At 55.6% G+C, this 25323-nt stretch carries 17 protein-coding genes; 11 read left to right on the top strand and 6 right to left on the bottom strand.

What is annotated here, in order from left to right:
* Positions 1–4: 4 nt before the first annotated feature.
* Entirely contained in the window at positions 5–829 is an 825-nt protein-coding gene (dapD, locus tag D5085_16685) for a 2,3,4,5-tetrahydropyridine-2,6-dicarboxylate N-succinyltransferase (protein QEP44625.1), read from the bottom strand.
* Between the two features lie 55 nt (positions 830–884).
* The gene (gene dapC / locus D5085_16680) at positions 885–2066 is read right to left on the bottom strand and encodes a succinyldiaminopimelate transaminase (protein ID QEP45203.1); all 1182 of its coding nucleotides are present in this window, start codon (positions 2064–2066) and stop codon (positions 885–887) included.
* A 153-nt stretch (positions 2067–2219) separates the two neighbouring features.
* On the opposite strand from dapC, the gene prfB reads away from it, so the two are divergent.
* The 9 genes from prfB to D5085_16635 all read left to right on the top strand — a co-directional run bounded on the left by prfB (position 2220) and on the right by D5085_16635 (position 13404).
* Positions 2220–3321, top strand: a protein-coding gene (gene prfB, locus D5085_16675) for a peptide chain release factor 2 (GenBank protein QEP44624.1) whose coding sequence is annotated in 2 segments (ribosomal slippage) — positions 2220–2297 and positions 2299–3321 — 1101 coding nt in all. Because the reading frame shifts where the segments join, the coding sequence is not laid out codon by codon here.
* A 131-nt stretch (positions 3322–3452) separates the two neighbouring features.
* Positions 3453–4700, top strand: a complete 1248-nt coding sequence (gene hflK / locus D5085_16670) for an FtsH protease activity modulator HflK (protein QEP44623.1) — start codon at positions 3453–3455, stop codon at positions 4698–4700.
* On the top strand, positions 4700–5587 hold the full coding sequence (gene hflC, locus D5085_16665; protein QEP44622.1) for a protease modulator HflC: 888 nt from the start codon (positions 4700–4702) through the stop codon (positions 5585–5587). The genes hflK and hflC overlap by 1 nt, the downstream gene beginning before the upstream one ends.
* A gap of 12 nt (positions 5588–5599) precedes the next feature.
* Positions 5600–5788, top strand: coding sequence for a DUF2065 domain-containing protein (locus tag D5085_16660; GenBank protein ID QEP44621.1), 189 nt, complete (start codon positions 5600–5602; stop codon positions 5786–5788).
* A gap of 58 nt (positions 5789–5846) precedes the next feature.
* Positions 5847–7052: an ATP phosphoribosyltransferase regulatory subunit gene (locus D5085_16655; GenBank protein QEP44620.1), complete on the top strand. Its 1206-nt coding sequence runs from the start codon at positions 5847–5849 to the stop codon at positions 7050–7052.
* Positions 7053–7062: 10 nt separating this feature from the next.
* A complete protein-coding gene (locus tag D5085_16650; protein ID QEP44619.1) occupies positions 7063–8388 on the top strand; it encodes an adenylosuccinate synthase in 1326 nt (441 codons plus the stop codon).
* A gap of 21 nt (positions 8389–8409) precedes the next feature.
* Positions 8410–9402 (top strand): pyruvate dehydrogenase (acetyl-transferring) E1 component subunit alpha, encoded by a 993-nt coding sequence (gene pdhA, locus D5085_16645; GenBank protein QEP44618.1) that lies wholly within the window; start codon positions 8410–8412, stop codon positions 9400–9402.
* Complete coding sequence (locus D5085_16640; protein ID QEP44617.1) at positions 9402–10385, top strand: alpha-ketoacid dehydrogenase subunit beta; 984 nt, start codon at positions 9402–9404, stop codon at positions 10383–10385. Before pdhA ends, D5085_16640 begins: the two co-directional genes overlap by 1 nt.
* 43 nt (positions 10386–10428) lie before the next feature.
* The gene (locus tag D5085_16635) at positions 10429–13404 is read left to right on the top strand and encodes a pyruvate dehydrogenase (protein QEP44616.1); all 2976 of its coding nucleotides are present in this window, start codon (positions 10429–10431) and stop codon (positions 13402–13404) included.
* 26 nt (positions 13405–13430) lie between these two features.
* Here D5085_16635 and mgtE read toward each other — a convergent pair whose 3' ends face one another.
* Positions 13431–14789, bottom strand: a complete 1359-nt coding sequence (gene mgtE, locus D5085_16630; protein QEP44615.1) for a magnesium transporter — start codon at positions 14787–14789, stop codon at positions 13431–13433.
* Between the two features lie 312 nt (positions 14790–15101).
* On the opposite strand from mgtE, the gene D5085_16625 reads away from it, so the two are divergent.
* On the top strand, positions 15102–17909 hold the full coding sequence (locus D5085_16625) for a 2-oxoglutarate dehydrogenase E1 component (protein QEP44614.1): 2808 nt from the start codon (positions 15102–15104) through the stop codon (positions 17907–17909).
* 21 nt (positions 17910–17930) lie between these two features.
* Here D5085_16625 and D5085_16620 read toward each other — a convergent pair whose 3' ends face one another.
* Both D5085_16620 and queC read right to left on the bottom strand, forming a co-directional pair.
* Complete coding sequence (locus D5085_16620) at positions 17931–18989, bottom strand: 6-pyruvoyl tetrahydropterin synthase (GenBank protein QEP44613.1); 1059 nt, start codon at positions 18987–18989, stop codon at positions 17931–17933.
* Positions 18986–19657: a 7-cyano-7-deazaguanine synthase QueC gene (queC, locus tag D5085_16615; protein ID QEP44612.1), complete on the bottom strand. Its 672-nt coding sequence runs from the start codon at positions 19655–19657 to the stop codon at positions 18986–18988. The genes D5085_16620 and queC overlap by 4 nt, the downstream gene beginning before the upstream one ends.
* Before the next feature lie 125 nt (positions 19658–19782).
* Here queC and D5085_16610 point away from each other — a divergent pair, with 125 nt between their 5' ends.
* Positions 19783–23148, top strand: a complete 3366-nt coding sequence (locus D5085_16610; GenBank protein ID QEP44611.1) for a response regulator — start codon at positions 19783–19785, stop codon at positions 23146–23148.
* Positions 23149–23196: 48 nt separating this feature from the next.
* Here D5085_16610 and D5085_16605 read toward each other — a convergent pair whose 3' ends face one another.
* The gene (locus D5085_16605) at positions 23197–25083 is read right to left on the bottom strand and encodes an alkaline phosphatase (protein ID QEP44610.1); all 1887 of its coding nucleotides are present in this window, start codon (positions 25081–25083) and stop codon (positions 23197–23199) included.
* Positions 25084–25323 lie beyond the last annotated feature (240 nt).

Raw genomic sequence — 25323 nt, 5'->3', positions numbered from 1 at the left:
GGGGTTAAATATCGCGTAACAGTTCGTTAATGCCGACTTTAGAGCGGGTCTTTTCATCGACTTTTTTGACAATGACAGCGCAGTAGAGGCTATAGTTGCCCTCTTTGGCGGGGAGGTTGCCCGAGACGACGACCGAGCCGGCGGGGATGCGACCGTAGTGAATTTCACCGCTGTCACGATCATAGATTTTGGTCGATTGGCCGATATAGACCCCCATGGAGATGACCGAGCCCTCTTCGACAATCACCCCTTCAACGACCTCAGAGCGGGCACCGATAAAGCAGTTATCCTCGATAATGGTTGGGGAGGCTTGTAGCGGTTCTAGTACCCCGCCGATACCGACTCCGCCGGAGAGGTGGACATTTTTGCCAATTTGGGCGCAGGAGCCGACCGTCGCCCAAGTATCGACCATGGTGCCGCTGTCAACATAGGCACCGATATTGACATAGGAGGGCATCAGTACCGCACCGGGGGCGATATAGGCACCGCGTCGCGCCATCGCCGGTGGTACTACCCGCACACCACTTTGAATCACCTCATCGCGGCTCATCGCGCCAAATTTAGAGGGGACTTTATCGAAATAGGTGGTCGAACCGCTGGCTATTATCTCATTCTCATTTATCCGAAACGAGAGCAGTACCGCCTTTTTTAGCCACTCATTGACCTGCCAGTCGCCAACGCCACGCCGTTCGGCGACACGCACCTCACCCCGATCAAGTTGTAGCATCACCTCATTGACCGCTGCACGCAGCGCTACGGGGGCGTTTTGGGGGGTAAGGGTGGCTCGATCTTCAAAAGCCTGTTCAATCGTTGTTTGTAGTTGCGACATAAATACTCCAATTTAGTGGGGGTTTAGTGGGGGTTTAGTGGGGGTCAGTAGGTGGCTAAATAGTGGCCAAATAGTGGTGAATGCGCTTAGCGGCGGTGATTGTCTGCTCCAGAGGAGCGACCAACGCCATGCGAACATAGCCAAAGCCGGGATTATACCCCTTTACGCTACGAGAGAGGTACTGTCCCGGCAGTACGGTAATATGGCACTGGCGGTAGAGTTCGGCAGCAAAGTCGGTATCATCACCGGGGCAACGAGCCCAGAGGTAGAATCCGGCCTCCGGCGGCGTTATCGGTAGGAGGGGGGTGAGGATGTCGGTCACCGCGGCAAATTTTTGCCGATAGCTGTCGCGATTGGCAATGACATGGCTCTCATCCTCCCAAGCGGCGCGGCTGAGGCGTTGGGTCGCTAGAGGGAGGGCGCAGCCGTGATAGGTGCGATAGCTTAGAAACTGGCGAATGAGTCGGCTATCTCCGGCGACAAATCCCGAGCGCAGGCCGGGGAGGTTAGAGCGCTTCGAGAGGCTGTGAAAGACCAGACAGTGACGGTAGTCGTTTTGAGCGGCCTGTAGTAGGCCCGGGGGGGGATCGCTCTCATTAGGGTAGATTTCGGAGTAGCACTCATCTGCAACGAGGGTAACATCGTGGCGTCTGGCCAGTTCTAGTAGCCGTTTTAGGTACGCTAGCGGCGCGACTCTGCCGCTAGGGTTCCCCGGTGAGCAGAGGTAGAAGAGTTGACAGCGCTGCCAGATCTCTGTGGGTATCGACTCTAAATCGGGCAGGAAGTTATTCTCTAGGTGGCAGTGGAGGTAGTAGGGTTCAGCACCGGCTAACAGCGCCGCCCCTTCATAGATCTGGTAGAAGGGGTTGGGCATCATCACAATCGCTCTGTCGGCGCGGTTGGTTAACGCTTGAGCGACGGCAAACAGCGCCTCGCGGGTGCCGGCTACCGGTAGCACCTCTGTGTCGGGGTCAACCGACTTTAGCTTAAAACGGCGCTGTAGCCAGCGAGCTATCGCCTCTCTGAGTGCCGCTTCCCCTTGGGTGAGGGGGTAACGGGCGAGATCGCTCTCTAATTGTTGACAGAGTTCCTTTGTGGCAAAAGGGGGCGGGGCGTGTTGTGGTTCGCCAATAGAGAGCTGTATCGGCTCTAGGTGGCTAGGCGGGGTGATCTTGCCTAGCCGTTGGCGCAGTTTTTCAAACGGGTAGGGGTGGAGTTGAGTTAAATCTTGGTTAATCATCAGGGGGTAGGCAGTGGGCAGTGGGTAGTGGGTAGTGGGTAGTGGGTAGTGGGGTTAATGATATCCCACTTGATTGAATTGCGTCTAGTGGGGGCGCCAGCACGACTGTGGTAAACTTGCCATCGGTGAATAAAATCGTAATTTAAGGAGATGAGTGTGGAACTTAACCCCTATCTAAATCAAATCAAAGAGCTGCAACAGCGCACCGATGCGCTAAGGGGGTATCTTTGACTATGAGGCTAAAGCGGAGCAGCTACTTGAGATCAATCGGGAGTTAGAGCAGCCTTCGGTTTGGGACGATCCGGCTAGAGCGCAGCAGCTAGGGAGAGAGCGGGTGGCGTTGGAGCGGGTGGTCGAGACTATTAACGCCCTCGATAACGGTCTGCGTGACGGTAGCGAACTACTGCAGATGGCGGCGGCGGAGGCCGATGAGGCGACGCTACAGGAGGTGGGGGTCGATCTCGATAGGTTGAATCAACAGCTAGCGCAGTTGGAGTTTCGGCGTATGTTCTCCGGCGAGATGGATTCCCATCACGCCTATCTCGATATTCAAGCCGGTTCGGGGGGGACTGAGGCGCAGGATTGGGCTAATATGTTGCTAAGAATGTATCTGCGTTGGGGGGAGGCGCACGGCTATGAGTGCGAATTGATGGAGCTCTCTGAGGGGGATGTGGCCGGTATTAAGAGCGCGACTATCTACTTTAAGGGCGAATTTGCCTTTGGCTGGCTGCGTACCGAGATCGGCGTCCATCGGCTGGTGCGTAAATCGCCGTTCGATTCGGGAAACCGTCGCCACACCTCGTTTGCATCGATCTTTGTCTCGCCGGAGATCGACGACTCAATAGAGATCGACATCAATCCAGCCGATCTACGCATCGATGTCTATCGCGCTTCAGGGGCAGGGGGACAGCATGTTAATCGTACCGAATCGGCGGTGCGAATTACCCACCTGCCGACCAATACCGTGACTCAGTGCCAAAATGATCGCTCGCAGCACAAAAATCGGGAGCAGGCGATGAGGCAACTTAAAGCGAAGCTCTATGAGTTAGAGATACAGAAGCGCAGTGCTGAGCAGCAGCAGCTAGAGGAGAACAAGGCCGATATCGGTTGGGGTTCGCAAATTCGCTCCTATGTACTCGATCAGTCGCGCATTAAAGATCTGCGTACCGGCGTTGAGAGCGGCAATACTCAAGCGGTGCTAGATGGCGATTTAGATCGCTTTATTGAGGCGAGCCTGAAGAGCGGAATGTAGCTTTTAGGCGTGATTTTGGTCTGTTATTGTAAAGATGACTCAACAAACGGGCCAAAAAAGTGTAGAATCGCGACCAATTTGTGTCTGCAATACTGCGGGAACTTTAAAATTTAGCCAAGTGGAGAGACTCTATGGCGTGGAATGAACCGGGTGGATCGAATCGTGACCCTTGGGGACAAGGGGGAGGGGGTAGTGGTGAAGGCCCGCCCGATCTAGATGAGATAGTGCGTAAGCTGCAGCAGCGATTCTCCTCTCTATTAGGGGGGAGAGCGGGTGGCAGTGGTAAGGAAGATAACAACGGCTCCGATGGCGGGGGCGGCGGTCGTCTTGGCCGTATCGGTGCCTCGCTGATAGCCATTGTCGTGGCGCTTATCTGGTTTGTCTCCGGTCTCTATATCGTCGAGGAGGGGTATCGGGGCGTCGTGCTACAGCTAGGTTCCTATCAAAGTACTACCGAACCGGGGCTACACTGGTACCCCCGCCTGCTGCAGACGGTAGAGCAGGTCGATGTCAGCAGTATTCGTAGCGCTAAGCTCGGTTACCAGACCAGCGAAGGGCTGATGTTGACTCAGGATGAGAACATTATCGACATTAAATTCGATGTGCAGTACCAGATTAAACCTAGCCCGATAGCGGCACGCGACTTTCTGTTTAATGTGCGTGGTATTGATGGTCGCATGGCCAGCCATGAGGAGCGATTGCAGCGACTACTACAGGATGCGACTGCTAGCGCCGTACGGGAGGTGATCGGCCGTAGCTCTATGGATTTCATTCTGACCGAGGGGCGGAGTCCGGTGACGATTCAGGCGCAGCAGATATTGCAAGAGACGCTCGATCTCTATCAAACCGGTTTGAACATTATTCAGTTGACCATGCAGGATGCCCAAGCACCACAACAGGTGAAGCAGGCTTTTGATGATGTCGTCAAGGCGCGAGAGGATTCGGTGCGATTCCAGAATGAGGCTGAGGCCTATGCGAATAATGTTCTGCCAGAAGCGCGAGGTAAGGCCGCTCGTATTGTCGCCGAAGCTAGCGCCTATAAAGAGCAGGTGGTTGCCGAGTCTGAGGGTCGTACTAGCCGGTTTAATCAGCTATTAGCCGAGTATAAGCAGGAGCCACAGGTGATGCGTACCCGACTCTATCTCGATACGATGCAGTCGGTTTTAAGCCGTAGCAGCAAGGTGATGATCGATGTTGAAGGTGGCAATAATATGGTCTATCTGCCACTTGATCAGCTACGCCGTTCAGCGACTACGGCCGATAGCGAGACGATGCGGCAGACAATGGAGCTGCTCTCCCAGATGGGGGAGGGGAGTCAGAGTGGCCGCTCCACTGAAGAGCGGTTGCGCGATACACTGCGTCGGCGGGAGGTGCGTTAATGGAAGGCAAGACTATGTTTAAACTCATTGGAGTGATTGTCCTGCTCTGGTTGGTCTCAATGTCGCTCTTTGTCGTTACCGAACGGGAGTTGGCGATTAAGTTCCAGTTTGGAGAGTTTGTTCGCGGTGACTACGAACCGGGGCTCCACTTTAAGATCCCCTTTTTCCAAAAGGTGCGCAAATTTGAGCGGCGGATTATGACTATCGACTCACGGCCGGTGCCCTATCTGACGCTCGAAAAGAAGAATCTGCTAGTCGATTCGTTTGTGATGTGGCGCATTAGTGATGTTGGTCTCTACTACCGTTCGATGCGAGGCTTAGAGGCCAATGCGACTGAGCGGTTAAGCAAGGTCATTCAGGAGGGGCTGCGCAATGAGTTTGCCAAACGGACGATTCAAGAGGCGATTTCGGGTGAGAGGGCCGAGATTATGCGGGTTATCTCCGAAAAAATAGTCTCCCAAGTCGCTGAGTTTGGTCTTGATGTGGTCGATGTGCGAATTAAGCGTATTGAGCTGCCGGTTGAGGTCTCAGAGTCGGTTTTCCAACGGATGCGGGCTGAGCGACAGCGAGTAGCGACCGAGCTGCGCTCCCAAGGGGCGGAGAAGGCCGAGAAGATTCGTGCTGAAGCTGATCGTCAGCGAACCGTTATTCTTGCCGAGGCGGAGCGCGATGCGCAGATGCTACGAGGCGAGGGGGATGGAAGCGCGGCGGCGATCTATGCGGCCTCTTTTGGGCAAGATCGCGAATTTTATGAGTTTTATCGCTCGTTAGAGGCCTATCAGCAGGCGTTTCAGAGTAAAGACGATATGTTGTTGCTAGATGCCAACACCGACTTCTTCCGCTACTTTACCAATAGATCCCCTTCACCTGCGCCGGTTCGGCGTTAGTCTGTCGCTTCTATGTCGGATGATCTACTTGCAGCCCTAGCGCTAGTGCTGGTGATTGAGGGACTCTTACCCGCACTTGTGCCCGGGCTCTATCAGCGCACCATGGCAGCAGTGACCCAAATGTCACATACCTCCTTGCGCAGCATGGGTGTGGTCAGCATGGTGCTAGGGGCGCTGCTGCTCTATGTCATTAGGCATTGATTCAGACGACTAAGGAGTTTTGGTATGGAATCCAACTGGAAGTAGCCCATAGGCTGTTATGAATCGAACTCAATCTCATCAATCTCATCAATGGGTATTGCCCCAAGGCATTGAAGAGCTATTACCCGCCCAGACGCGCCAAATTGAGCAGGTGCGCCAGCGGCTGTTGCAGCTATTTAATCTCTGGGGCTACAACCAGGTCATTACCCCTCTAGTTGAGTATATCGAGTCGCTATTAATCGGCACCGGTGCCGAGCTCGACCTACAGACCTTTAAGTTAATTGATCAACAGAGCGGGCGAATGCTTGGTATTCGGGCCGATATGACGCCGCAGGTGGCTCGTATCGATGCCCATCGACTACACCATGTAGGCCCCAATCGTCTCTGTTACATCGGTACGGTTCTGCATACCCTGCCGGGGGAGCGCGGCGGCAGCCGCACACCTAGACAGGTGGGGGCGGAGCTCTACGGCCATGCTGGGGTTAACAGCGATATCGAAATTATCCATCTAATGTTAACCGCTTTGCAGGAGCTCGATTTAGGTGCCGTTACGCTCGATTTAGGCCATGTCGGCATCTTTCGTACCCTGATGAGCGAGGAGGGCGTTGATTCAGAGACCGAAGCTGAGTTGCGACGGCTCCTCTCCGCCCGTGCGGTGCATGAGGTGAGCGCCTTTTGCCGTCAGCGAGAGCTAGCGCAGCCACTGACAACGGCGTTAGCCCTGCTGTGTGATCTGCAGGGGGGGGAAGAGGTACTAGAACGGGCGGGTGCCCTCATCGATGCTTCGGCAGCCATTGCCGCCCCGCTCGACTATCTGCGGCAGGTGGTGGATAGCCTTAATCAGCTACCGGGGGTAAGCTTTGCGCTCCATCTCGATTTAGCGGAGCTGCGGGGCTACCACTACCATAACGGCCTGCTGTTTAGCGCCTATCAGCGGGGGAGTGGTCAGTCGTTGGCTCAGGGGGGGCGCTACGATGGGATTGGTGAGGTTTTTGGACGCCATCGAGCGGCGACCGGATTTAGTATGGATCTGAAACAGATTATCGATTTAACCGCCCGACCGATACCGGAAGAGCCGGAGGGGGTCTGGGCACCAGCGGGCTATGCGCCGGCGCTGCAGCAGGCGATTTCAAAACTGCGCTCTGAGGGAGTGCGAGTGGTGCAGCAGCTAGGAGAGGGAGCTGAGATGCCGCCGCATCACTGTCGGCAACAGCTCGTATTTGAACAAGATCAGTGGCGTTGTCGCCCACTGGAGAGTAGGTAAAACGAAAGCTATGGGAAAAAATGTGGTCGTGGTCGGTACCCAGTGGGGTGATGAGGGCAAGGGAAAAATTGTTGATCTGTTAACCGAAAAGGCTGATGCCGTGGTGCGGTTTCAGGGGGGGCATAATGCGGGTCATACCTTGGTGATTGAGGGCAAAAAGACGGTATTGCATCTTATTCCCTCCGGTATTTTGCGCCCCGATGTCGCCTGTATGGTCGGTAACGGGGTGGTGCTAGCTCCCGATGCGCTGCTAGATGAGCTTAAAATGTTGCATAACTCCGGTGTCGAGAGTGACGGGCGGCTGACGATTAGCGCAGCGGCGACGCTGATTCTCGACTACCATGTCGCGCTCGATCAGGCGCGGGAGTTTGCCCGTGGCAGTCGGGCGATTGGTACAACCGGTCGCGGTATTGGCCCTGCCTATGAGGATAAGATCTCCCGTCGGGGACTCAAAGTGGGCGATCTACTGGATGAGAAGCGCTTTGCCGATAGATTGCAGGAGGTGATGGCCTACCACAATTTTGTCCTAGAGAGGCTCTTTGAGCGGCCGCAGGTCGATTATCAGCAGCAGCTCGATAAGGGGTTGCAGATGGCCGAGGCGATTCGCCCTATGGTGGGGGATGTGACCGCTCTACTGCACCGACTACGCCGTGAGGGTAAAAATGTGATGTTTGAGGGGGCGCAGGGGGCTCTGCTCGATATCGATCACGGTACCTATCCCTATGTCACCTCATCGAGCCCAACGGCGGGGGGGGCGGCGACCGGTACTGGGGTCGGTCCGCGCGATTTGGATTATATTTTGGGGATTACCAAAGCCTATACCACTCGAGTTGGTGCAGGGCCATTTCCAACCGAACTCTATGATGGCGTCGATTTGACTGATGCGGTTGGTAAACAGATGGCCGATACCGGCTGTGAGTATGGGGCGACCACCGGACGACCACGGCGTTGTGGCTGGCTCGATGTGGTGTCGCTGCGCCGTTCGGCGACGATTAATAGCCTAAGCGGTATCTGTTTGACTAAAATGGATGTGCTAGATGGACTGGAAAGCTTGAAAGTGGCGGTCAGTTACCGTCGCGGGGGGCAGGTGCTTACTGAGCCCCCCATCGGTGCCGATGCCTATCAGGAGTGCCGCCCCGACTATATCGAACTACCAGGGTGGCAGGAATCGACGCTTGGCGTGCGCGACTATGATCAACTACCAGCTAATGCTAAAGCTTATATCAGTCAAATTGAGGAGCTGATTGGGGTGCCGGTCGATATTATCTCTACCGGACCGGATCGGGCCGATACGATTGTATTGCGCGATCCCTATACGAAATCATTGAATGCTTGAGACGACAACTAGAGAGGCGATATGAACGCTGCGGATAAAAAACGACTATTGCGGGAGATGCTCTTTGCCCGCCGCTTTGAGGAGCGGTGCTACGAGGCCTATGTAGAACGCAAAATTGGGGGGTTCCTCCACCTCTATCCGGGGGAGGAGGCGTGTGTCCATGGAGTGATGGAGGCCGCGCGACCCGGAGTGGACTATGTGATTACCGGTTACCGCGATCATGTCCATGCGCTTAAATGCGGGGCTGATCCGAAGGCGGTGATGGCGGAGCTCTATGGTAAGGAGAGCGGCTCTTCGAAAGGGCGTGGCGGTTCGATGCACATTTTTGATGTTAAGCACCGTTTTATGGGGGGCTATGCGCTGGTTGGCGGCCCGTTCCCGTTAGCCGTTGGGATGGCTAAGGGGATTAAGTTAAAGGGGGGCGATGAGATCTCCATCTGTTTTCTAGGCGATGCGGCTAATAACCAGGGCACCTTTCACGAATCGATGAATATGGCGGCTATTTGGGAGCTACCGGTGCTGTTTGTAACTGAAAACAATCTCTATGGGATTGGGACTCGCATTGATCGCTCCACGGCAGTGCAAGACCAATACAAACGCACCTGTGGCTACAATATCCCCTCAGCGCAGGCGGATGGGCAGGATATCGATCAAGTCTATGAGGCGGCCAAAATCGCGGTCGATCATGTTCGCTCTGGTCAAGGCCCCTATATGCTGGAGTTAATGACGTATCGTTATCGTGGCCACTCAATGTCTGACTCTAATGCTTATCGGAGTAAGGATGAGGAGCAGATGTGGGGCAAACGCGATCCGATTACGATTTTGCGCAACCGCCTCATTGAGGCCGGAGAGATGACCGATATCGATTATCAGCAGCTAGATAAGGAGATTATCGAGTCGATTGAGCGCGATATTATCGCCTTCTGTGAGGCGTCAGCCGAGCCCGATGTCGCGGAGCTAGAGCGGTATGTATTGGCGGAGAACGACCCATGGGTCAAAGGAGGGGTGGCATAATGGCTGAGATCATGTACTGGGAGGCGATTCGTCGCGCTCACGATGAGGAGATGGCTAGAGACCCTTTAGTCATCTGTATGGGAGAGGATATCGGTATCGCTGGCGGAACCTACAAGGCGACCCAAGGGCTCTATGATAAGTATGGCCCGGAGCGAGTGATCGATACGCCGATCTCAGAAAATAGCTATACCGGTCTCGGTATTGGGGCCTCTTTTGTTGGCGTGCGACCCATTATCGAAATTATGTCGGTTAACTTCGCTTGGCTAGCGACCGACCAGATTGTCAACTCGGCGGCCAAAGTGCGCTATATGTCGGGTGGTCAGCTAGAGGCACCGGTGGTGATTCGCTCCCCCGGCGGCACGGCGCACCAGCTCGGCGCCCAGCACTCGGCGCGAATGGAGAAGGTCTTTATGGGGATTGCCGGCCTGCGCGTGGTGACCCCCTCCAATCCACGCCAAGCCTATGGTTTAATTAAATCCGCAGTGCGTTGCAACGATCCGGTTTTTATTAACGAACATGAGCTGATGTACAATATGAAAGGCGAGGTGCCCGATGAGGAGTACTTCCACCCGCTCGAAGGCTCAGAAGTGGCCCGCAAGGGGAGAGATATCACCCTGTTTGGTTACAATGTTTCGGTACACTGGTGCCTACAGGCGGCAGAGACGCTGGCTAAAAAGCATGGCATCGATTGCGAAGTGGTCGATCTCTATGCCCTCAATCCGCTAGATCGGGTAGGTATTCGTGAGTCGGTCAGCAAAACGCATCGGGCGCTCATTGCTGAAGAGGCCGAGCCTGCTGTGGGTGTCGGCGCTGAGGTGATGGCCCTTATTAACGAGGAGTGCTTTTTCGAACTCGATGCACCACCGGTTCGGGTCTCAGCCGCCAATGTCCCGATCCCCTATAACCATGGCCTGGAGAAGGCGGCGATACCGAATGCTGGCGCTGTGGTTCAGGCTGTGCTGAAGATAGTCGGCAAAGTCTGATTGTTACCTAACTGTATTTACCAAAACCGGAGAACCATAACCGATGGCCGAACCTTATGTCATAAAGATGCCGCAGCTCTCAGATACCATGACCGAAGGGGTTGTGGTGAGCTGGGAGAAGCAACCCGGTGACAAGATCGAGCGGGGGGATGTGGTCGCCACCGTAGAGACCGACAAGGCGATTATGGATGTCGAGGTGTTTCGGGAGGGCTATCTCTCTGGCCCGCTAGCCGAAATCGACGCCACAGTTGCCGTGGGTGCGGCCCTCGGTTATCTAGTGGCTAGTGCGGCAGAGGTGGGGCGCGATATCGCCGCAGTGGCTGAACCGGAACCGGCCTCTGCAAAGGCGAGCCATACTATTAAGATGCCGCAGCTCTCAGATACCATGACCGAGGGGGTGGTCGTTGGCTGGGAGAAGTCGATTGGCGATAGAGTCGAGCGAGGCGATATTGTCGCCCAAGTCGAGACCGATAAGGCGATTATGGATGTCGAGGTCTTTCGTGAAGGGTATCTCTCCGGGCCTATTGCCGCCATCGATTCGGTGGTCGCCGTCGGTGAGGCGATCGCCTACCTTGTCGATAGCAGAGAGGCGGTGGTTGCGCAGTCGGTCACTGTCACCGTCGCTGCAAAACCAAACTCCCAATCTGAGCTAGCGCCCGCCTTCGCACCGGCTGCGATGGCTGTCGCGGTGACTCCGGCTCCTCGTCCAGCCAATAAGAGCGCGACCCCCTATGCGCGCAAGGTGGCCGCCTCGCTGCAGGTCAATTTGAATAATCTTAACGGCAGCGGCCCCCAAGGCGAAATTAACGCCGAGGATGTGCGTCGTGCCCAGCCGGTGAGTCGGCCGACCCAAATTGTCGAACCGGTGCCGGCGCATATTTTACCGCAGGTGCAGGTGCCCGGTGAGGGGCGGCCGATGAGCGCGATGGAGCGAGCAGTCTCAGCCTCGATGACCGCTTCACTCACCATGCCGACATTCCATGTGACCCGAACGATTCAACCCGAAGCGTTGATTAAGGCGGCAAAAAGGGTCGGTGTTTCGGTGACCATTGCGATTGCTAAGGCGTGTGCCGAGGCGATTAAAGCCCACCCCTCCCTCAATTGGTGCTATCAGCCGGTCGATAAAATTGTCGAACGCAGTCAGGTCGATATCGGTATGGCGGTGACGGCCGAGGGGAACGGTCTAGTCGTGCCGGTGCTCCGACAGGTGGAGTCGCGGCCACTGGAGGAGCTACATAGTAACTGGAAAGATTTGGTCGATAGGGCGCGTAAGCGGCGTCTTGCACCAGAGGAGTATGCCAATCCTACCTTTATGATCTCCAATATGGGGATGATGGGGGTTGACTACTTCGATGCCATTCCTACCCCCGGAACGGCGGCTATTGTCGCCATTGCCGCTGCGGGGGCTGCTGGCATGCCGGTCACAGTCACGGCAGATCACCGCGTGGTGAACGGGGCGGAGGTGGCGGCTTGGCTCAATACGGTGAAGGAGAAGATTGAGCAGCCTGAGAGCTGGATGGGGCCGTTAGGCCCTGCGATTCCAGAGGGGGAGTGGGACTACGATGTCGTGGTCATTGGCGGTGGCCCCGGGGGTGAGGATTGCGCCCGCGATCTGGCCGGTCACGGGCTGAAAATCGCTATGATTAATGATGCCCCCTATCCGGGCGGCGAGTGTCTCTGGCGCGGCTGTATCCCCTCTAAAGCGTGGCGGGCGGCCGCGGATAGGATGCGTGATCGCGCTCACGATGCGCTGTTAGGCGTTGAAGGGACGAACCGGCCAACGCTAAACTGGCCGGTGCTAGAGCAGCATCGCCGTTCTGTATTAGAGACGCGCGGTAAGATGGCACTCAATACTGATCGCGGCGTTAAAATTGATGTTATTCAGGGGTTTGCTTGGTTTGAGACCGATCATAGGCTCTTCATTGATACCTCAGCGAATGCCGATAATCCCCACCAGCGAGCCTTAGTTGGCGATGGCTCTGAGGGGCGTCACCTAACCTTCGGCTGCGCCGTCATTGCTACCGGCGCACCGCCGTTTCTCCCCCCTATTGCCGGCGTCGATGAGGGGGTGAGCTGTGGTGGCCTGCTCACATCGGATAGTGTCTGGAGCCTGCCTGAGATACCGAAGAGGCTCGGAGTGATTGGTGGCGGTGCGATTGGAATGGAGATGGCGCAAATCTTCCAAGATTTTGGTACCGAAGTGGTGCTGCTCGAAGGCAAGGATAGAGTGTTAGCCGAAGTAGAGTCGGAGGTGGCCACACAGCTCACAGCGGTTCTAAATCAAGACCCTAACTTAACCCTCTATACCTCCGTTAAGGTGACCCAGCTTAGGGGCAAGCCTGGGGCGATGGTGATGGAGTTCGACGATAGTGACGGCCAGTCGCGCCAGTTTGAGTGCGACTATGTCATCATGGCAACCGGTAAGCGGCCGGTATTGGAGCCACTAAAGCTCGAAAACGCCGGGGTGGCTGTCGCTAAGGGGGTCATTCGAGCCGATAGCCGCTGTCGTACCTCTGTGCCGCATATCTTTGCGGTAGGCGATGTGATTGGCGGCTTGATGTTAGCCCACACTGCCGGAGAGCAGGGACGCGTTGCGGCAGCGGCTATTTTGGGTGAGGAGAGCTATTACGATGAGAGCAAAGACTCCGGGGTTATCTTTACCCGACCGGAGGCCGGTTTTGTCGGTCTTTCGGTGGAGCAGGCCAAGGCGCGGGGGATCGATGCCGTTGAGATCAAGGTTCCTATGAGTATCGATGCTAAAGCGATGCTTACCGGTGAGAGCCACGGTCTGATTAAGCTAGTGGCCGATAGGGTGAGCCATAAAATTATCGGGGTGCATCTGTTAGCCGACCATACCGATACCCTCATCGGGGAGGCGGTGCTGATGGTCAGTGGCGAGATGACTTTAGAGCAGGTTGGCCGCGCTATCCACCCCCATCCGACCCAAACCGAACTGTTTGGTGAGCTGGCGCGTCGTCTTGCCTCACGCCTTAATCGCAGCAAAAAGAGGGGCCATTAACAGCAAATTCACCGATAGCTAAACGGTTACAGTAACAGGAGTGTCGCCAACCCTAAAAAGGTGAGAAAGCCGACAATATCGGTCACGGTCGTTAAGATCACCGCCCCTGATAGCGCCGGATCGATATGGAGCCGCTTCAGTGTCAGCGGTACGATCACTCCCGATAGCGCCGCAGCTAGCAGATTAAGCAGCATGGAGATGGCGATAATGAGCGTAATGCCACTATTACCGAACCAGAGATAGGCTACTAGAGCCACCACCGCCGCCCACAGCAGACCATTAATCGCCCCTACCGCCAACTCCTTCATGGTTAGCCAGCGAATATTACCGCTCGCGAGCTGATTGAGTGCCATAGCCCGAATGGTTAGGGTTAGCGTCTGACTGCCGGCGATACCGCCCATACTCGCGACAACCGGCATCAGTACCGCCAGAGCGACAATCTCGTCTAGCGCCTGCTCAAAACGGCCGATCACCCAAGCGGCCATAAAGACGGTAATTAAGTTAATCCCGAGCCAGAGCCCGCGGCGGCGGGCACTCGACCAGACTGGAGCAAATAGATCCGCCTCCTCATCCAATCCTGTCCCCTTTAACCAAGCCTCATCGACCTCCTCTTCGATGAGAGAGAGCACTTCATCGACTGTCACTCGGCCGAGCAGTCGGCCATCGCTATCGACTACCGCGACTGCTGCAATCGTTTGGCGCTTAAAGAGCCCCGCCACCTCCCGTTCGGGGAGATTGGGTAGAATCGATTCACGATGGGTCTCCATAATCTCCGCCACGACCGTCTCGGGAGGGGAGGTGATTATGCTAGCTAGGGTAAGGGTGCCGCAGTAGTGGCCATCGGCATCGGTGACCATGAGAGTATCGCTATAGGGGGGGAGGGTGGTGTGACGGCGGCGCAACCAGCGTGTCACTACCGCTAGAGTAACATTCGCACGCACGCTAAGCAGCTCGGTGCTCATTAACCGTCCGGCACTCCCCTCCTCAAAGGCGAGGGTCTGGGTGATGCGGCGGCGGTAGTCCTCATCTAAGCTCTCTAGCAGCGGCTCGACCGTCTGTGGTGGGAGCTCCTCTAGTACGGTGGCTAGATCTGAACCTTCAAGTTGAGAGACGGCGGCAGCGAGCTCGCTCTGCGCCATGCGGTTAATGATGGTGGCACGCGCCTCATCGTGTATCCACGGCAATATCTCGCCGTGCAGCGCTGTCGGGGTGATCTCCCATAGCTGTAGCCGCTGCTCTAACGGCAGCGCCTCGAGTAGCGCGGCGATATCCTGCGGGTGGATATCAAGTAGCGTCTGCTGTAGTTCTGCGCTGCGCTGGTGGTGTAGATCGGCAATGACCCAAGTGAGTAGATCGGGGGCCGGTGAGGGGTAGTAACTATCCATAAGTAGCCATCTGTTAAGTGCTTTTTGGTGAATCGGGACGAGAATGGGGCCGATTGTAACAAAGGGCGTTCGGTAAGATCAGAAAAAACAGAACCCGCCAGAGGGCGGGTTATTTTTATCAAGGCTAAGGACAGGCTGATTATGCTGAACAGGCGTCTTGGTAACGCTTTTTTCCAGCTCTATTGTTACCCTATCTATCGACTGGGGAGGGCTCAACTTTAGGGGAATGATGAACAGCGTGTCAATGTATGGCTCAAGGGCTAGCTGTTGTGGTACTGTTAGCGCGGTTTAATAGCAACGATGGGTGAGAGGATGAGCAAAAGCGTCACCGAGCTGCTCGGCAGCTCATTTTTGTATGGTGCAAATGCGCCCTATATTGAGGCGCTCTACGACGATTATCTTCAAGATAGGCAGCGAGTTCCGTTAAGGTGGCAGCGCTATTTTGACGATCCCCACGCCTCAGCGCCGCCCCAAGTAGCGATTGAACAATCAAGGCAGTTAAACGCTCCACCGCCTGTGGCCACTCTCGTTGCCGAGACTACCGCACCCCGACCGACAGCGGCTAAACAGGGGGCGGTGCTGCGGCTGATTGACGCCTATCGTGTTCGTGGCCATCAGTGTGCCGATCTCGATCCGTTAAAGCACTATCCAGCGAGCGGTATCGAGGAGCTCAATCCGGCCTATCATCAGCTAACTGAGGAGGATATGAGCCTCTTTTTTGATACCGGCTCGTTAGTCGCTCCGCAGGAGTTAATGCTCAAAGATATCCTCGCCCAGCTCCGCCAGAGCTACTGCGGCACGATCGGGTATGACTATATGCACCTGAGCGATACGGCCGAAAAGCGGTGGTTACAGCAGCGGATTGAGCGTCCTCGTCCCCCCCTCGATAGCCTGACCCGACAGCGGCTACTACAGCGCATTGTCGCGGCTGAGGGGCTAGAGCGCTATCTCCATAGCCGTTATGTCGGCCAAAAGCGCTTTTCGCTCGAAGGGGGGGAGGCGCTGATTCCGCTACTAGATGATCTAATACAGCGTTCAGGTGAGCAGAAGATAGCGGAGATTGTCCTTGGTATGGCCCATCGGGGGCGGCTTAATGTGCTGATTAATATCTTAGGTAAAGCGCCCCAACGGCTCTTTAATGAGTTTGAGGGGGAGCTAGAGCAGCCCGGTGCCGGTGATGTGAAGTACCATAAGGGCTACTCCACTAATATAAATACCGCCGGCGTACCGCTCCATCTCGTGTTGGCCTTCAACCCCTCCCATCTGGAGATTGTTGCCCCTGTGGTACAGGGTTCGGTGAGGGCTCGCCAACAGCGCTATGGTGACCATCGTCGCGAGCGGGTCGTGCCGGTGGTGGTGCATGGCGACTCTGCTTTTGCCGCTCAAGGGGTGGTGATGGAGACGCTACAGATGTCGCAGGCTAGAGGCTATACCACCGGTGGCACACTCCATATTGTGATTAATAACCAGATAGGCTTTACCACTAGCCATCGCCGCGATACCCGTTCGACCCTCTATGCGACCGATGTGGCGAAGATGGTCGAGGCACCCATCTTGCATGTCAATGGCGATGATCCCGATGCAGTGGTGTGGGTCGGACGGCTGGCGCTGGCGTATCGACAACACTTCCATAAAGATGTGGTTATCGATCTAGTCTGCTATCGGCGCCACGGCCATAATGAGGCCGATGAGCCGGCAATTACCCAACCGATGATGTACCAAAAGATCGCCACCCACCCAACTCTGGTGAGGCGCTACAGTGAGCGGCTGATAGCCGAGCAGCTATTGACTGAAGAGGGGGTAAAACGGCTCCAGCACGACTATCGTCAGCGGCTAGTGGCGGGGGAGGTGGTAGCGCTTGATATCGGGCCGAGCCGGATTGAGAGTGAGTTTCGGGTCAACTGGCGTCCCTATCTAGAACAGAGCTGGGAGCTGCCGTGTCAAAGTGCGGTCTCTTTAGCGCGTCTGCGGCTAGTCTCAGAGCGCTTACAGCAGCTACCGGAGGGGTTTAAGCTCCACCCCCGTGTGGCGCGAGTGTTAGAGGATCGGCGCAAAATGGCCGCAGGTGCCCTCGCTATTAACTGGGGGGCGGCCGAGACCTTGGCCTACGCTACGCTGATTATGGAGGGGTTCGATATTCGTCTCTCGGGGCAAGATTCGGGGCGAGGAACCTTCTCCCACCGCCACGCGGTACTGCATAATCAACATCAGGCGGAGGCCTATATTCCGCTGCAACACCTTGCACCGGAGCAGCCGGAGTGTAGTGTCATCGACTCGCTGCTATCGGAAGAGGCGGCGCTCGCCTATGAGTATGGCTACGCTACCGCAGAGCCGAAGACGCTGGTGGTATGGGAGGCGCAGTTCGGCGACTTTGCCAATGGGGCGCAGGTGGTGATCGATCAATTTATCAGCTCGGGCGAAGCGAAGTGGGGGCGGTTGTGTGGTCTGACGATGTTTCTCCCCCACGGCTATGAGGGGCAGGGGGCGGAGCACAGTTCAGCTAGGCTGGAGCGCTATCTACAGCTCTGTGCCGAACAGAATATTCAGGTCTGCCTCCCCTCGACTCCGGCACAGCTCTTTCACCTGCTGCGGCGGCAGATGGTGCGCCCCTATCGCAAGCCGCTCATTGTCATGATGCCCAAATCGCTGCTGCGTCACAAAGAGTCGATCTCATCCTTAGAGCAGCTCTATCAGGGGGAGTTTTTCACTGTGATGGATGATAGCGATGCCCCTAAGCCGCGAGAGGTCACGCGGCTGCTGCTCTGTAGCGGCAAGCTCTACTACGAGCTGCTGCAAAAGCGGCGTGAACTAGGCTGCAAGCAGGTGGCGATTATTCGCTTAGAGCAGCACTACCCCTTTCCTAAAGCGTGTTTAACCGGCGTGTTACAGCGTTACCGTTACACCACGCAGGTCGTTTGGTGTCAAGAGGAGCCAAAAAATCAGGGGGCGTGGTATGCTAGCCAGCACCCTATTCGTCAATGTCTGCTGCCACAGCAGCAGCTTGAATATGTGGGACGCTCCTGTAGTGCGGCGCCTGCCGTCGGTTCATTTAAGCTGCACGCGGTGCAGCAGCGGCAGCTGTTAGAAGAGGCGTTTAGCCAGTGTGACGACCCACAATAACCGACACTCGGCACCTTTGGCCTAAACCGGTACCACCGGCTCCCCCGTCTCGCGCTGCAACACCGCCCCGATCTCGGGCGTTTGCAGCAGATCGATTCGGCTTAACTGCGGTAGCCTTGGCACTAGCGCCGCCTCAATGTGGTAGAGCAGGTTGGGCAGCGAGGGCTCGGCAAGCTGTTGGTTTAGTAGCTGGTGATCGAGCTGCTGATAGATCGGTTGAAAGAGCTGTTTGACCTCTCCGTAATCGACTGTCCAGCCCAAAACGGCATCGAGCGGGGCAGTCAGATGGAGCCGAATACGGTAGCTGTGGCCATAGAGTCGTGGTTGACCGGCCACGGCGCGTTTTAGGGCGCTCTCAAAACGCAGCTCTTTCCAGATATGGTACTGTTCGCCATTATAGTGGCAGCCTGAGCTGTGGGTCTCGTAGCTAGTTACCCAGGAGAGTAGCGGTAGTTTGGGTTTTAGCTGGCGCCAAATCCAACGGCAGAGCTGTTCGCTGGTGGGGTTCTCCAGTCCGGCAATATCGTTCAAACAGCGCTGGTGTAGCTGTTGATGTAGCGGCTGCCATAGCTGCTGTAGCTGGCGATAGTCGTAGCCCATGATGGCTCCATGGAGGGGCTGTTGTAGATGGAGAATGACCTCAAAACCGTGGCCATGCATTCGACCACATGGGTGTCCTGGCGGGACATTAGGTAGCTGGTGGGCCGCTTCAAAGCGGAACCTATGCCAGATATGGGCACTCTCTTGACTATCGAGATCGACCCCTTGGGTGGCAACGCTCTGGATGCCGATCTGTTGTGGCTGAAGCGGTTTAAGTTGGGTATGCAGCCAGCGGGCGATATTCTCATCGCTCGGTTCGGCGATCACCCTATTTAAATCGCAGTAGTCGAGCGGGGTAACCGCCTGCTGTAGCTGCTGTCGTAGCGCTTCGGGATCGCTATGATCGGGATAGCGACAACGCAGCTGCGCTAGATAGGAGTGGCCGTGGAGTGCCCGTGCCGGGTGGTGGGCAGGTAGCGATTCGAGGCGGCAGGCGGCTTCGAACGATGCGGTGGCTACGGCATAGAGAGGGCTGCTCATGGGGTTAGGCCTAATCGTTGTCGTAGTGGATCGACCACGCCGGCGGTGGCAAAACCGGCCGCTCGTAGTTGGCAGGCAGCGCAGTGGCCACAGGGGGGGATGCTACCGTTATAGCAGCTATGGCTCCAAGCGAGCGCCTCCATCGCTCCGAGCTGTTGTGCTAGTGTCACCGTCTCTGCTTTGGTGAGCTCCATGAGCGGGGTATGGATAGTTATATCGTACTCTAGCCCCAGTTGTAGCGCTCGCTGCTGGGCCGCAATCGTCGGTTGGCGGCAGTCGGGATAGCCGCTGTAGTCGGTCTGGGCGACACCGGTGACTAGGTGGTGTGCCCCCTGCTGCCAAGCTAATGCGGCGGCAAAGGTGAGAAAGATGAGATTCCGACCCGGGACAAAGGTATTGGGTAGTCCCGTTGTCGGCGGCTCGACAGCAATCGAGGCCTCGGTTAGCGCAGTGCCACCGAGGGCGGCAAAGGTATTTAGCGGCAGTTCGAGATGGCTAACTCCCGCTAGTGCGGCAATCTGACGGGCAGCGTGAAGCTCTGCTCGGTGGCGCTGGCCATAGTCGAAGGTGAGTGCAGTCAGTTGCGTTCGCTCCCAGCGCGATAGCGCCCAATAGAGGCAGGTGGTGGAGTCCTGCCCGCCTGATAAAATGACAACCGCTTGCTTCATACCGCGCTGCTCCTTTGCTGTGTTGGTGGGTCGTTATCGAAACGGAAAAAGGGTTCGCAAGAGTGCTATGTTACAATACCCCTAGTGAATATAGGGGGGATTTTTTCTAGGAGAGGGCAAGGTTGATGAGAGAGAGATCGGGGCAACAGGTCAATTTGCATCGTTTGCGCCAACGGGTTAAAGAGGCGATGGAGAGCCATCAGCGCTGGTTAGCCGAGCACGATAATCCGACCGAGCCTCTGAGCGACGAGTCGGCACTGGTGCAGCAGCTTTTAGAGGAGCTACACCTCTATCAAGCCGAGCTGGAGCAGCAGAATCAGGAGCTATTGGTGGCCGAATCGAAGGCGAGTCTCAACTTAGAGCGCTACCGGCTACTGTTCCATCTGATTCCACTACCGGCGCTGGTGGTCGATAGTCGTGGTATTTTGGTGGAGTTAAATCAGCAGGCGCAAAAGCTGTTTCAGCTACAAAGTAGCGAGCTTCTCCATCGACCGCTACTACGCCTATTTCAACGACAAGATAGGGAGGTGCTGCATGAGCTTTTGAAACGAGATACCGAGGGGCAGCCCTATACCTTAGGCCCTGTGCGGCTAGCTGGATCGCTTGACAACCGTGGCGAGGAGGGCGTGGTCGATATTCATCTCATGGCACTGCCGGGAGGGGAGACGGCGGTCGGACAGCAGCTACTACTGTTAGTTGATAAGGAGACCGAGTTTGCGCTACAGCAAGCGAGTGCCGAGCTAGTAGAGCACCAGAGACATCTGGAGCGGCTGGTCGCCGAGCGTTCAACCGAACTGTTACGGTCACAGCAGCTCTACTCCACTGTGTTGCAATATACGGTAGATTGGGAGACTTGGATTAGAGCCGATGGTGAGCTGCTCTTCTGCTCCCCCTCCTGCTACCACATTACCGGCTACCATGAGAGGCAGTTTCAGCAGCAGCCCGATCTACTACTAGAGATTGTCCACCCCGACGATCAGCGACAGGTTAGGCACCACTTTGCGAACCACTTTGATAATGAGGCCCCCGGGGCGATCACCTTTCGCATCTATCGAGCCGATGGCAGTGTGTGCTGGTTAGAGCATATCTGCCGCGCGGTGGTCGATAGCGAGTCGGGCGAGATTAGCCGCCGCGCCTCCAATCGCGATGTGACCGAGCGGCAGGAGGCTGATCGGCAGTTAAAGCAGAGCCGACAGCGTTTAGAGCAGGCGATTATCGCCGCAGAGAACGCTAATCGAGCCAAAAGTCAGTTTCTAGCCAATATGAGCCACGAAATTCGCACCCCGATGAATGCGATTATCGGCATGAGTCAACTCGCGCTCAGTGGGTCGTTAGAGGCCAGAGAGCGAAACTTTTTAGAGAAGATCCACCTCTCGGGTAGAAACTTAATGCGTATTATTAACGATATACTCGACTACTCTAAAGGGGAGGCTGGGAAAATTACCTTAGAGAAGATTGAGTTTAACCTAGAGTCGGTGCTCGATAGTATCGCTAATCAGCTTCGGTTGCAGGCAAAGGAGAAGCAGTTAGAGTTCAATATCGTGTTACAGCCACAGCTACCGCTCAATCTCATTGGTGATCCACTGCGCCTAGAGCAGATTCTCTCCAATCTTAGCGCAAATGCGATTAAATTTACCCCTAAGGGGGGGGAGATAGAGATCACGATCTCTCTCGCTAACGAACAGTGTTCGCCTGAGTCGGTCGAGCTCCTCTGTTCGGTGTGTGATAGCGGTATCGGCATCTCGCCTGAACAGCAGCAGTTTCTGTTTCAGCCCTTTGTGCAGGCCGATAGCACTACCACGCGCCAATATGGCGGTACGGGGTTAGGATTGTCGATTGTCCAGCAGTTAGTGACGCTAATGGGGGGGCGGGTCTGGCTAGAGAGTGAGCTTGGCCAAGGGAGTCGGTTTTCGTTTACCGTGACACTAGGGCGGCAGAGGGTGGTTAGCTCTGCGGGTGATAGTAAACGCTTGCAGCGGCTTAAACTGCTGGTCATTGACGATAATCGGGTGTCAATGAATGCCCATGTGGCACAGCTACAGCTTTTGGGTGTCCGTTTCGAGAGTGAGAGTTTAGTCTATCAGGCGTTAGCCAAAATAGAGGCGCAGGCGCGAGCCGGAGAGCCTTACACCCACCTGCTGCTAGACTGGAGGATGCCTGAGATGACCGGCGTTGAGCTGGTGCAGCGGCTAATGTGTATTGAACCTCGTTTCGAGCTGCCTAAGGTGATCTTTGTGACCTGCCACAATGCACAGCTAGTTGCCGAACAGACCCAAACGATGCCGAGTGTGGTGGCGGTGCTCGATAAACCGCTGCTCCCCTCGGTGTTAAAGCAGGCGCTGTTGGCCACCACGACTCTGAAACTCATCGTAGCCGGTGATATGCCACGGCGGCGGCGAGCGACTGTGCCCCACTCCCTGCCTCGGCGACGGGTACTGTTGGTGGAGGATAATGATCTCAATCGTGAGTTAGCGCTAGAGCTGCTCTCTCAGTATCCACTACAGGTGGTGAGTGTCAATAATGGCGCTGAGGCGCTGCAACAGTTCGAACAGCAGCGGTTTGATCTGATTTTAATGGATATTCAGATGCCGGTGATGGATGGCTACAGCGCGACGCGGGAGATTCGGCGCCGCGGTGCCTCTGCCCAAGTGCCGTTTCAGGTGCCGATTATTGCTATGAGCGCAAACACGATGGCCGAAGATCGACAACGCGCCTTTACCGCCGGCATGAATGGCTATCTTACGAAACCGATTGATACCGAACAGTTTGAGGCGACCTTAATGAAGTGGTTAGCGGCAGAGAGCGGCTCTGTTAATCCAGCTAGCGCCACGATTGAGGCTGATCTCCTCTTAAGAGGCGTAGCGAGCAGTTTAGCGCCTTTAGAAGGGGTGATTAATGTTCATCAGGGGCTAAAAGCGGCTAACGGTAACCCGAAGCTCTATCAAAAACTGCTCTACCGATTTATTGACAATCAAGGCCACTTTAGCGAGTCGTTTACCCAAGCGTTAGAGGAGTCGCAGCCGCAGACACTTATCCGTTTAGCCCATACCCTAAAGGGGGTGGCGGCGAATATAGGTGCCGAGCGGCTCTCTGAGCTAGCTAGCGTGCTGGAGCTGCAGTGCCGCGAGTCGAGCGCTGACTGTGAGTCGTCGTTTTTGGCGCTTAAGCAGGAGCTAGAGCGGGTGATGGCGGCACTAAAGGCCTGTCATTGGGAGGAGCTAACCCCCGTTGGGGACGATAGCGATGAAGCGGAGATATCATCGTTCGATAGGGAGGCGTTAACTGAGCAGCTCAATAGCGTGTCGCAGGCGATGCAGTGCTACCAGTACGATACGGCACAGAAGCTACAGCCGCTGTTTAAACTGCTCGGCTCACGACAACAGGATCAGCTAGAGCGGGTGGCGGCGCTGGTGGATGAGTTTGAGTATGAAGAGGCGCATCGGCAGTTAACGGTGCTAGCACAGCGTTTGGGGGCTAAATTAACTGGGTGAAAAAGGTAGGGGGCTGAACAGTTCAGCCCCCGAGCGCTTCAATTTCAATTAGGCGATAGAGTCGATTTTATGGGCACCGTTTTTAACGGTGATGGTGGTGATGCGTTTGGCCGAGGTGTCGTAGTGGCTGGTCAAAATATTATCTAGTTGATGATACTCCGCTTTAGCCTGCTCTTTGGTGAAGGTCACTAGGGTGTAACCGCGATGCTTCATATCCAAAAACTGATTATCTTCGATATAGTAGTTAAATATGCCGGCAAATAGATCGGCATCAAACTGCTCCGGTGTGATGACTCCACCGCTAACTAGCAGCTCTTGCAACTCCTTTTCCAGTCCGACCGAGGAGACGCTGCTGCCGGCAAATTCGACTCCTACCGGCGTTTCAACACCGCTTGTCGGATCGACAAAACGGAGGTTGTTAGCCCAAGAGTTGTGGGAGTCGCCGGTTAACACGATTAGGTTGCTATGAATGCCCGCCGCGATCTTGGTCTGGTGGATCTGAGCGGCCATTCCCATCACTGTCGCCTGTTCGTAGGGGTAGCCATCCCACGCATCTAAGTTGTAGGGCAATTTGGTCTCTTGGGCTAGCTTTTCCAGCTTCGTCACCTTTTCGGGAGCCATAGCAGCGGCCTGCTCCTCGCTCAGACCGGCTTGAATTAGAGCCGCCACAATCGCAGTTTCCAATCCATCATCGGTCATTGTTGCCGCCGTTGGAGCTCCGCCCATGGTGGCATTGTATTGCAGCATTGCTGCGATAGCGGCAAAATCGGTCGCATCTAGCTCAAATAGCAAAATAGATTGTGGAAGTTTCATCTGCGCCATCATTGTCTCATTCCCCAAGACTTGCCACGAAGCCATTGAGGCGCTCATTTTCTGTTGCAGCCAAGCCATCTGGGTCTCTCCCATCAATTTGCGGGAAGAGTCGGCTAGTGTCGCGGTGAGATCGGCCATCGCTGCCTGTCGCTCTGCTGGGTCTTGGATAAGAGCTAGCTGGCTCTGCTTTCCGGCTGCCGACAGATCGCGAGCTAGAAGCCGGGTCTCCAAAACATGGAGACTGAGCAGATCGCCAAAATCGAAACTGCGGTAGGCCTGCGCTAGGTCATTCGGATTTTGGATACGAATCGGTAGCCACTCATAATAGGCTTGAAGAGCCGCCGCTTTACGGGTGATATAGTCTCCCTCTGACTCATCATGATTTTCCGCGCCCTCTTTGTAGCTATCGTTGGCCACCTCATGGTCATCCCAAATCACGATCCAAGGGGCGATGCGGTGGAGCTCCTGTAGCGCCGCATCGGTTCGGTACTGGGCGTAGCGTTGACGATAGTCCTCTAAGGTGACGATCTCGTGGGTCGGTTCAAATACCCGTATCGGGCTACCTGTTGGAGAGGGATATTTGCCACTAGCATACTCATAAATATAGTCTCCACTATGGAATACGACATCCGGAGACTGTTTTGCGGCATCGGCGTAGGCGTGAAAATAGCCATGCTCCCACATGGCGCAGGAGAACAGAGCCATCTTGAGACTATCCAGACTGCCGGTTGGCAATGTCATGGTTTCACCGGTTGCCGAATAGCTATTGCCGGCTTTGAAGCGGTAGTAGTATTTCGTGCCGGCAGTCAGACCCCGTACATCCACCTTAATCGTATAGTCGTTGCTAGCCTCAGTCGTGGTGCTGTCGGTGTTGACTAGATTGGTAAAGCCGCTATCGGTCGCCACCTCCCAAGAGACGACTACCTCTCCACTGTTAACTGGCGTTACGCGAGTCCAGATGATCACGCTATCGCTGAGCGGGTCGCCGCTGGCTACCCCATGCTCAAAGCTCGCCTCTTTATCATCGTCGTTACATCCTGTCAGACCCAAAGAGATCACACAGGCTGTACTTGCCTGCGCCATCGCTATTAAAAATGCTCGTCTTGTCAGCCCATTCATCATCACTTAATCCTGTCTGTTGTATAAAAAATAGCTTCGCCAAAATTTAAGGAGAGTGGGGTGGGGTAAGGGGATATGCTTAGTTTCTAAAAAACAAGCAACCTCACAGGTTGCCCACCCCTGCCGGAGATTATGCTACTTTTGGCCTGTTTAAGCTACGATTAGTGAGGCCCTCTGTTTGGACATCGACGAACTGGGCGGTTTCGGGTTTGGTAGGGGCGGCCGTCGAAAAAGCACAACCTA

It is taken from the genome of Ectothiorhodospiraceae bacterium BW-2, from assembly GCA_008375315.1.
Lineage (GTDB): Bacteria > Pseudomonadota > Gammaproteobacteria > Thiohalomonadales > Thiohalomonadaceae > BW-2.
This window is presented reverse-complemented; position numbering and strand designations above follow the sequence as displayed.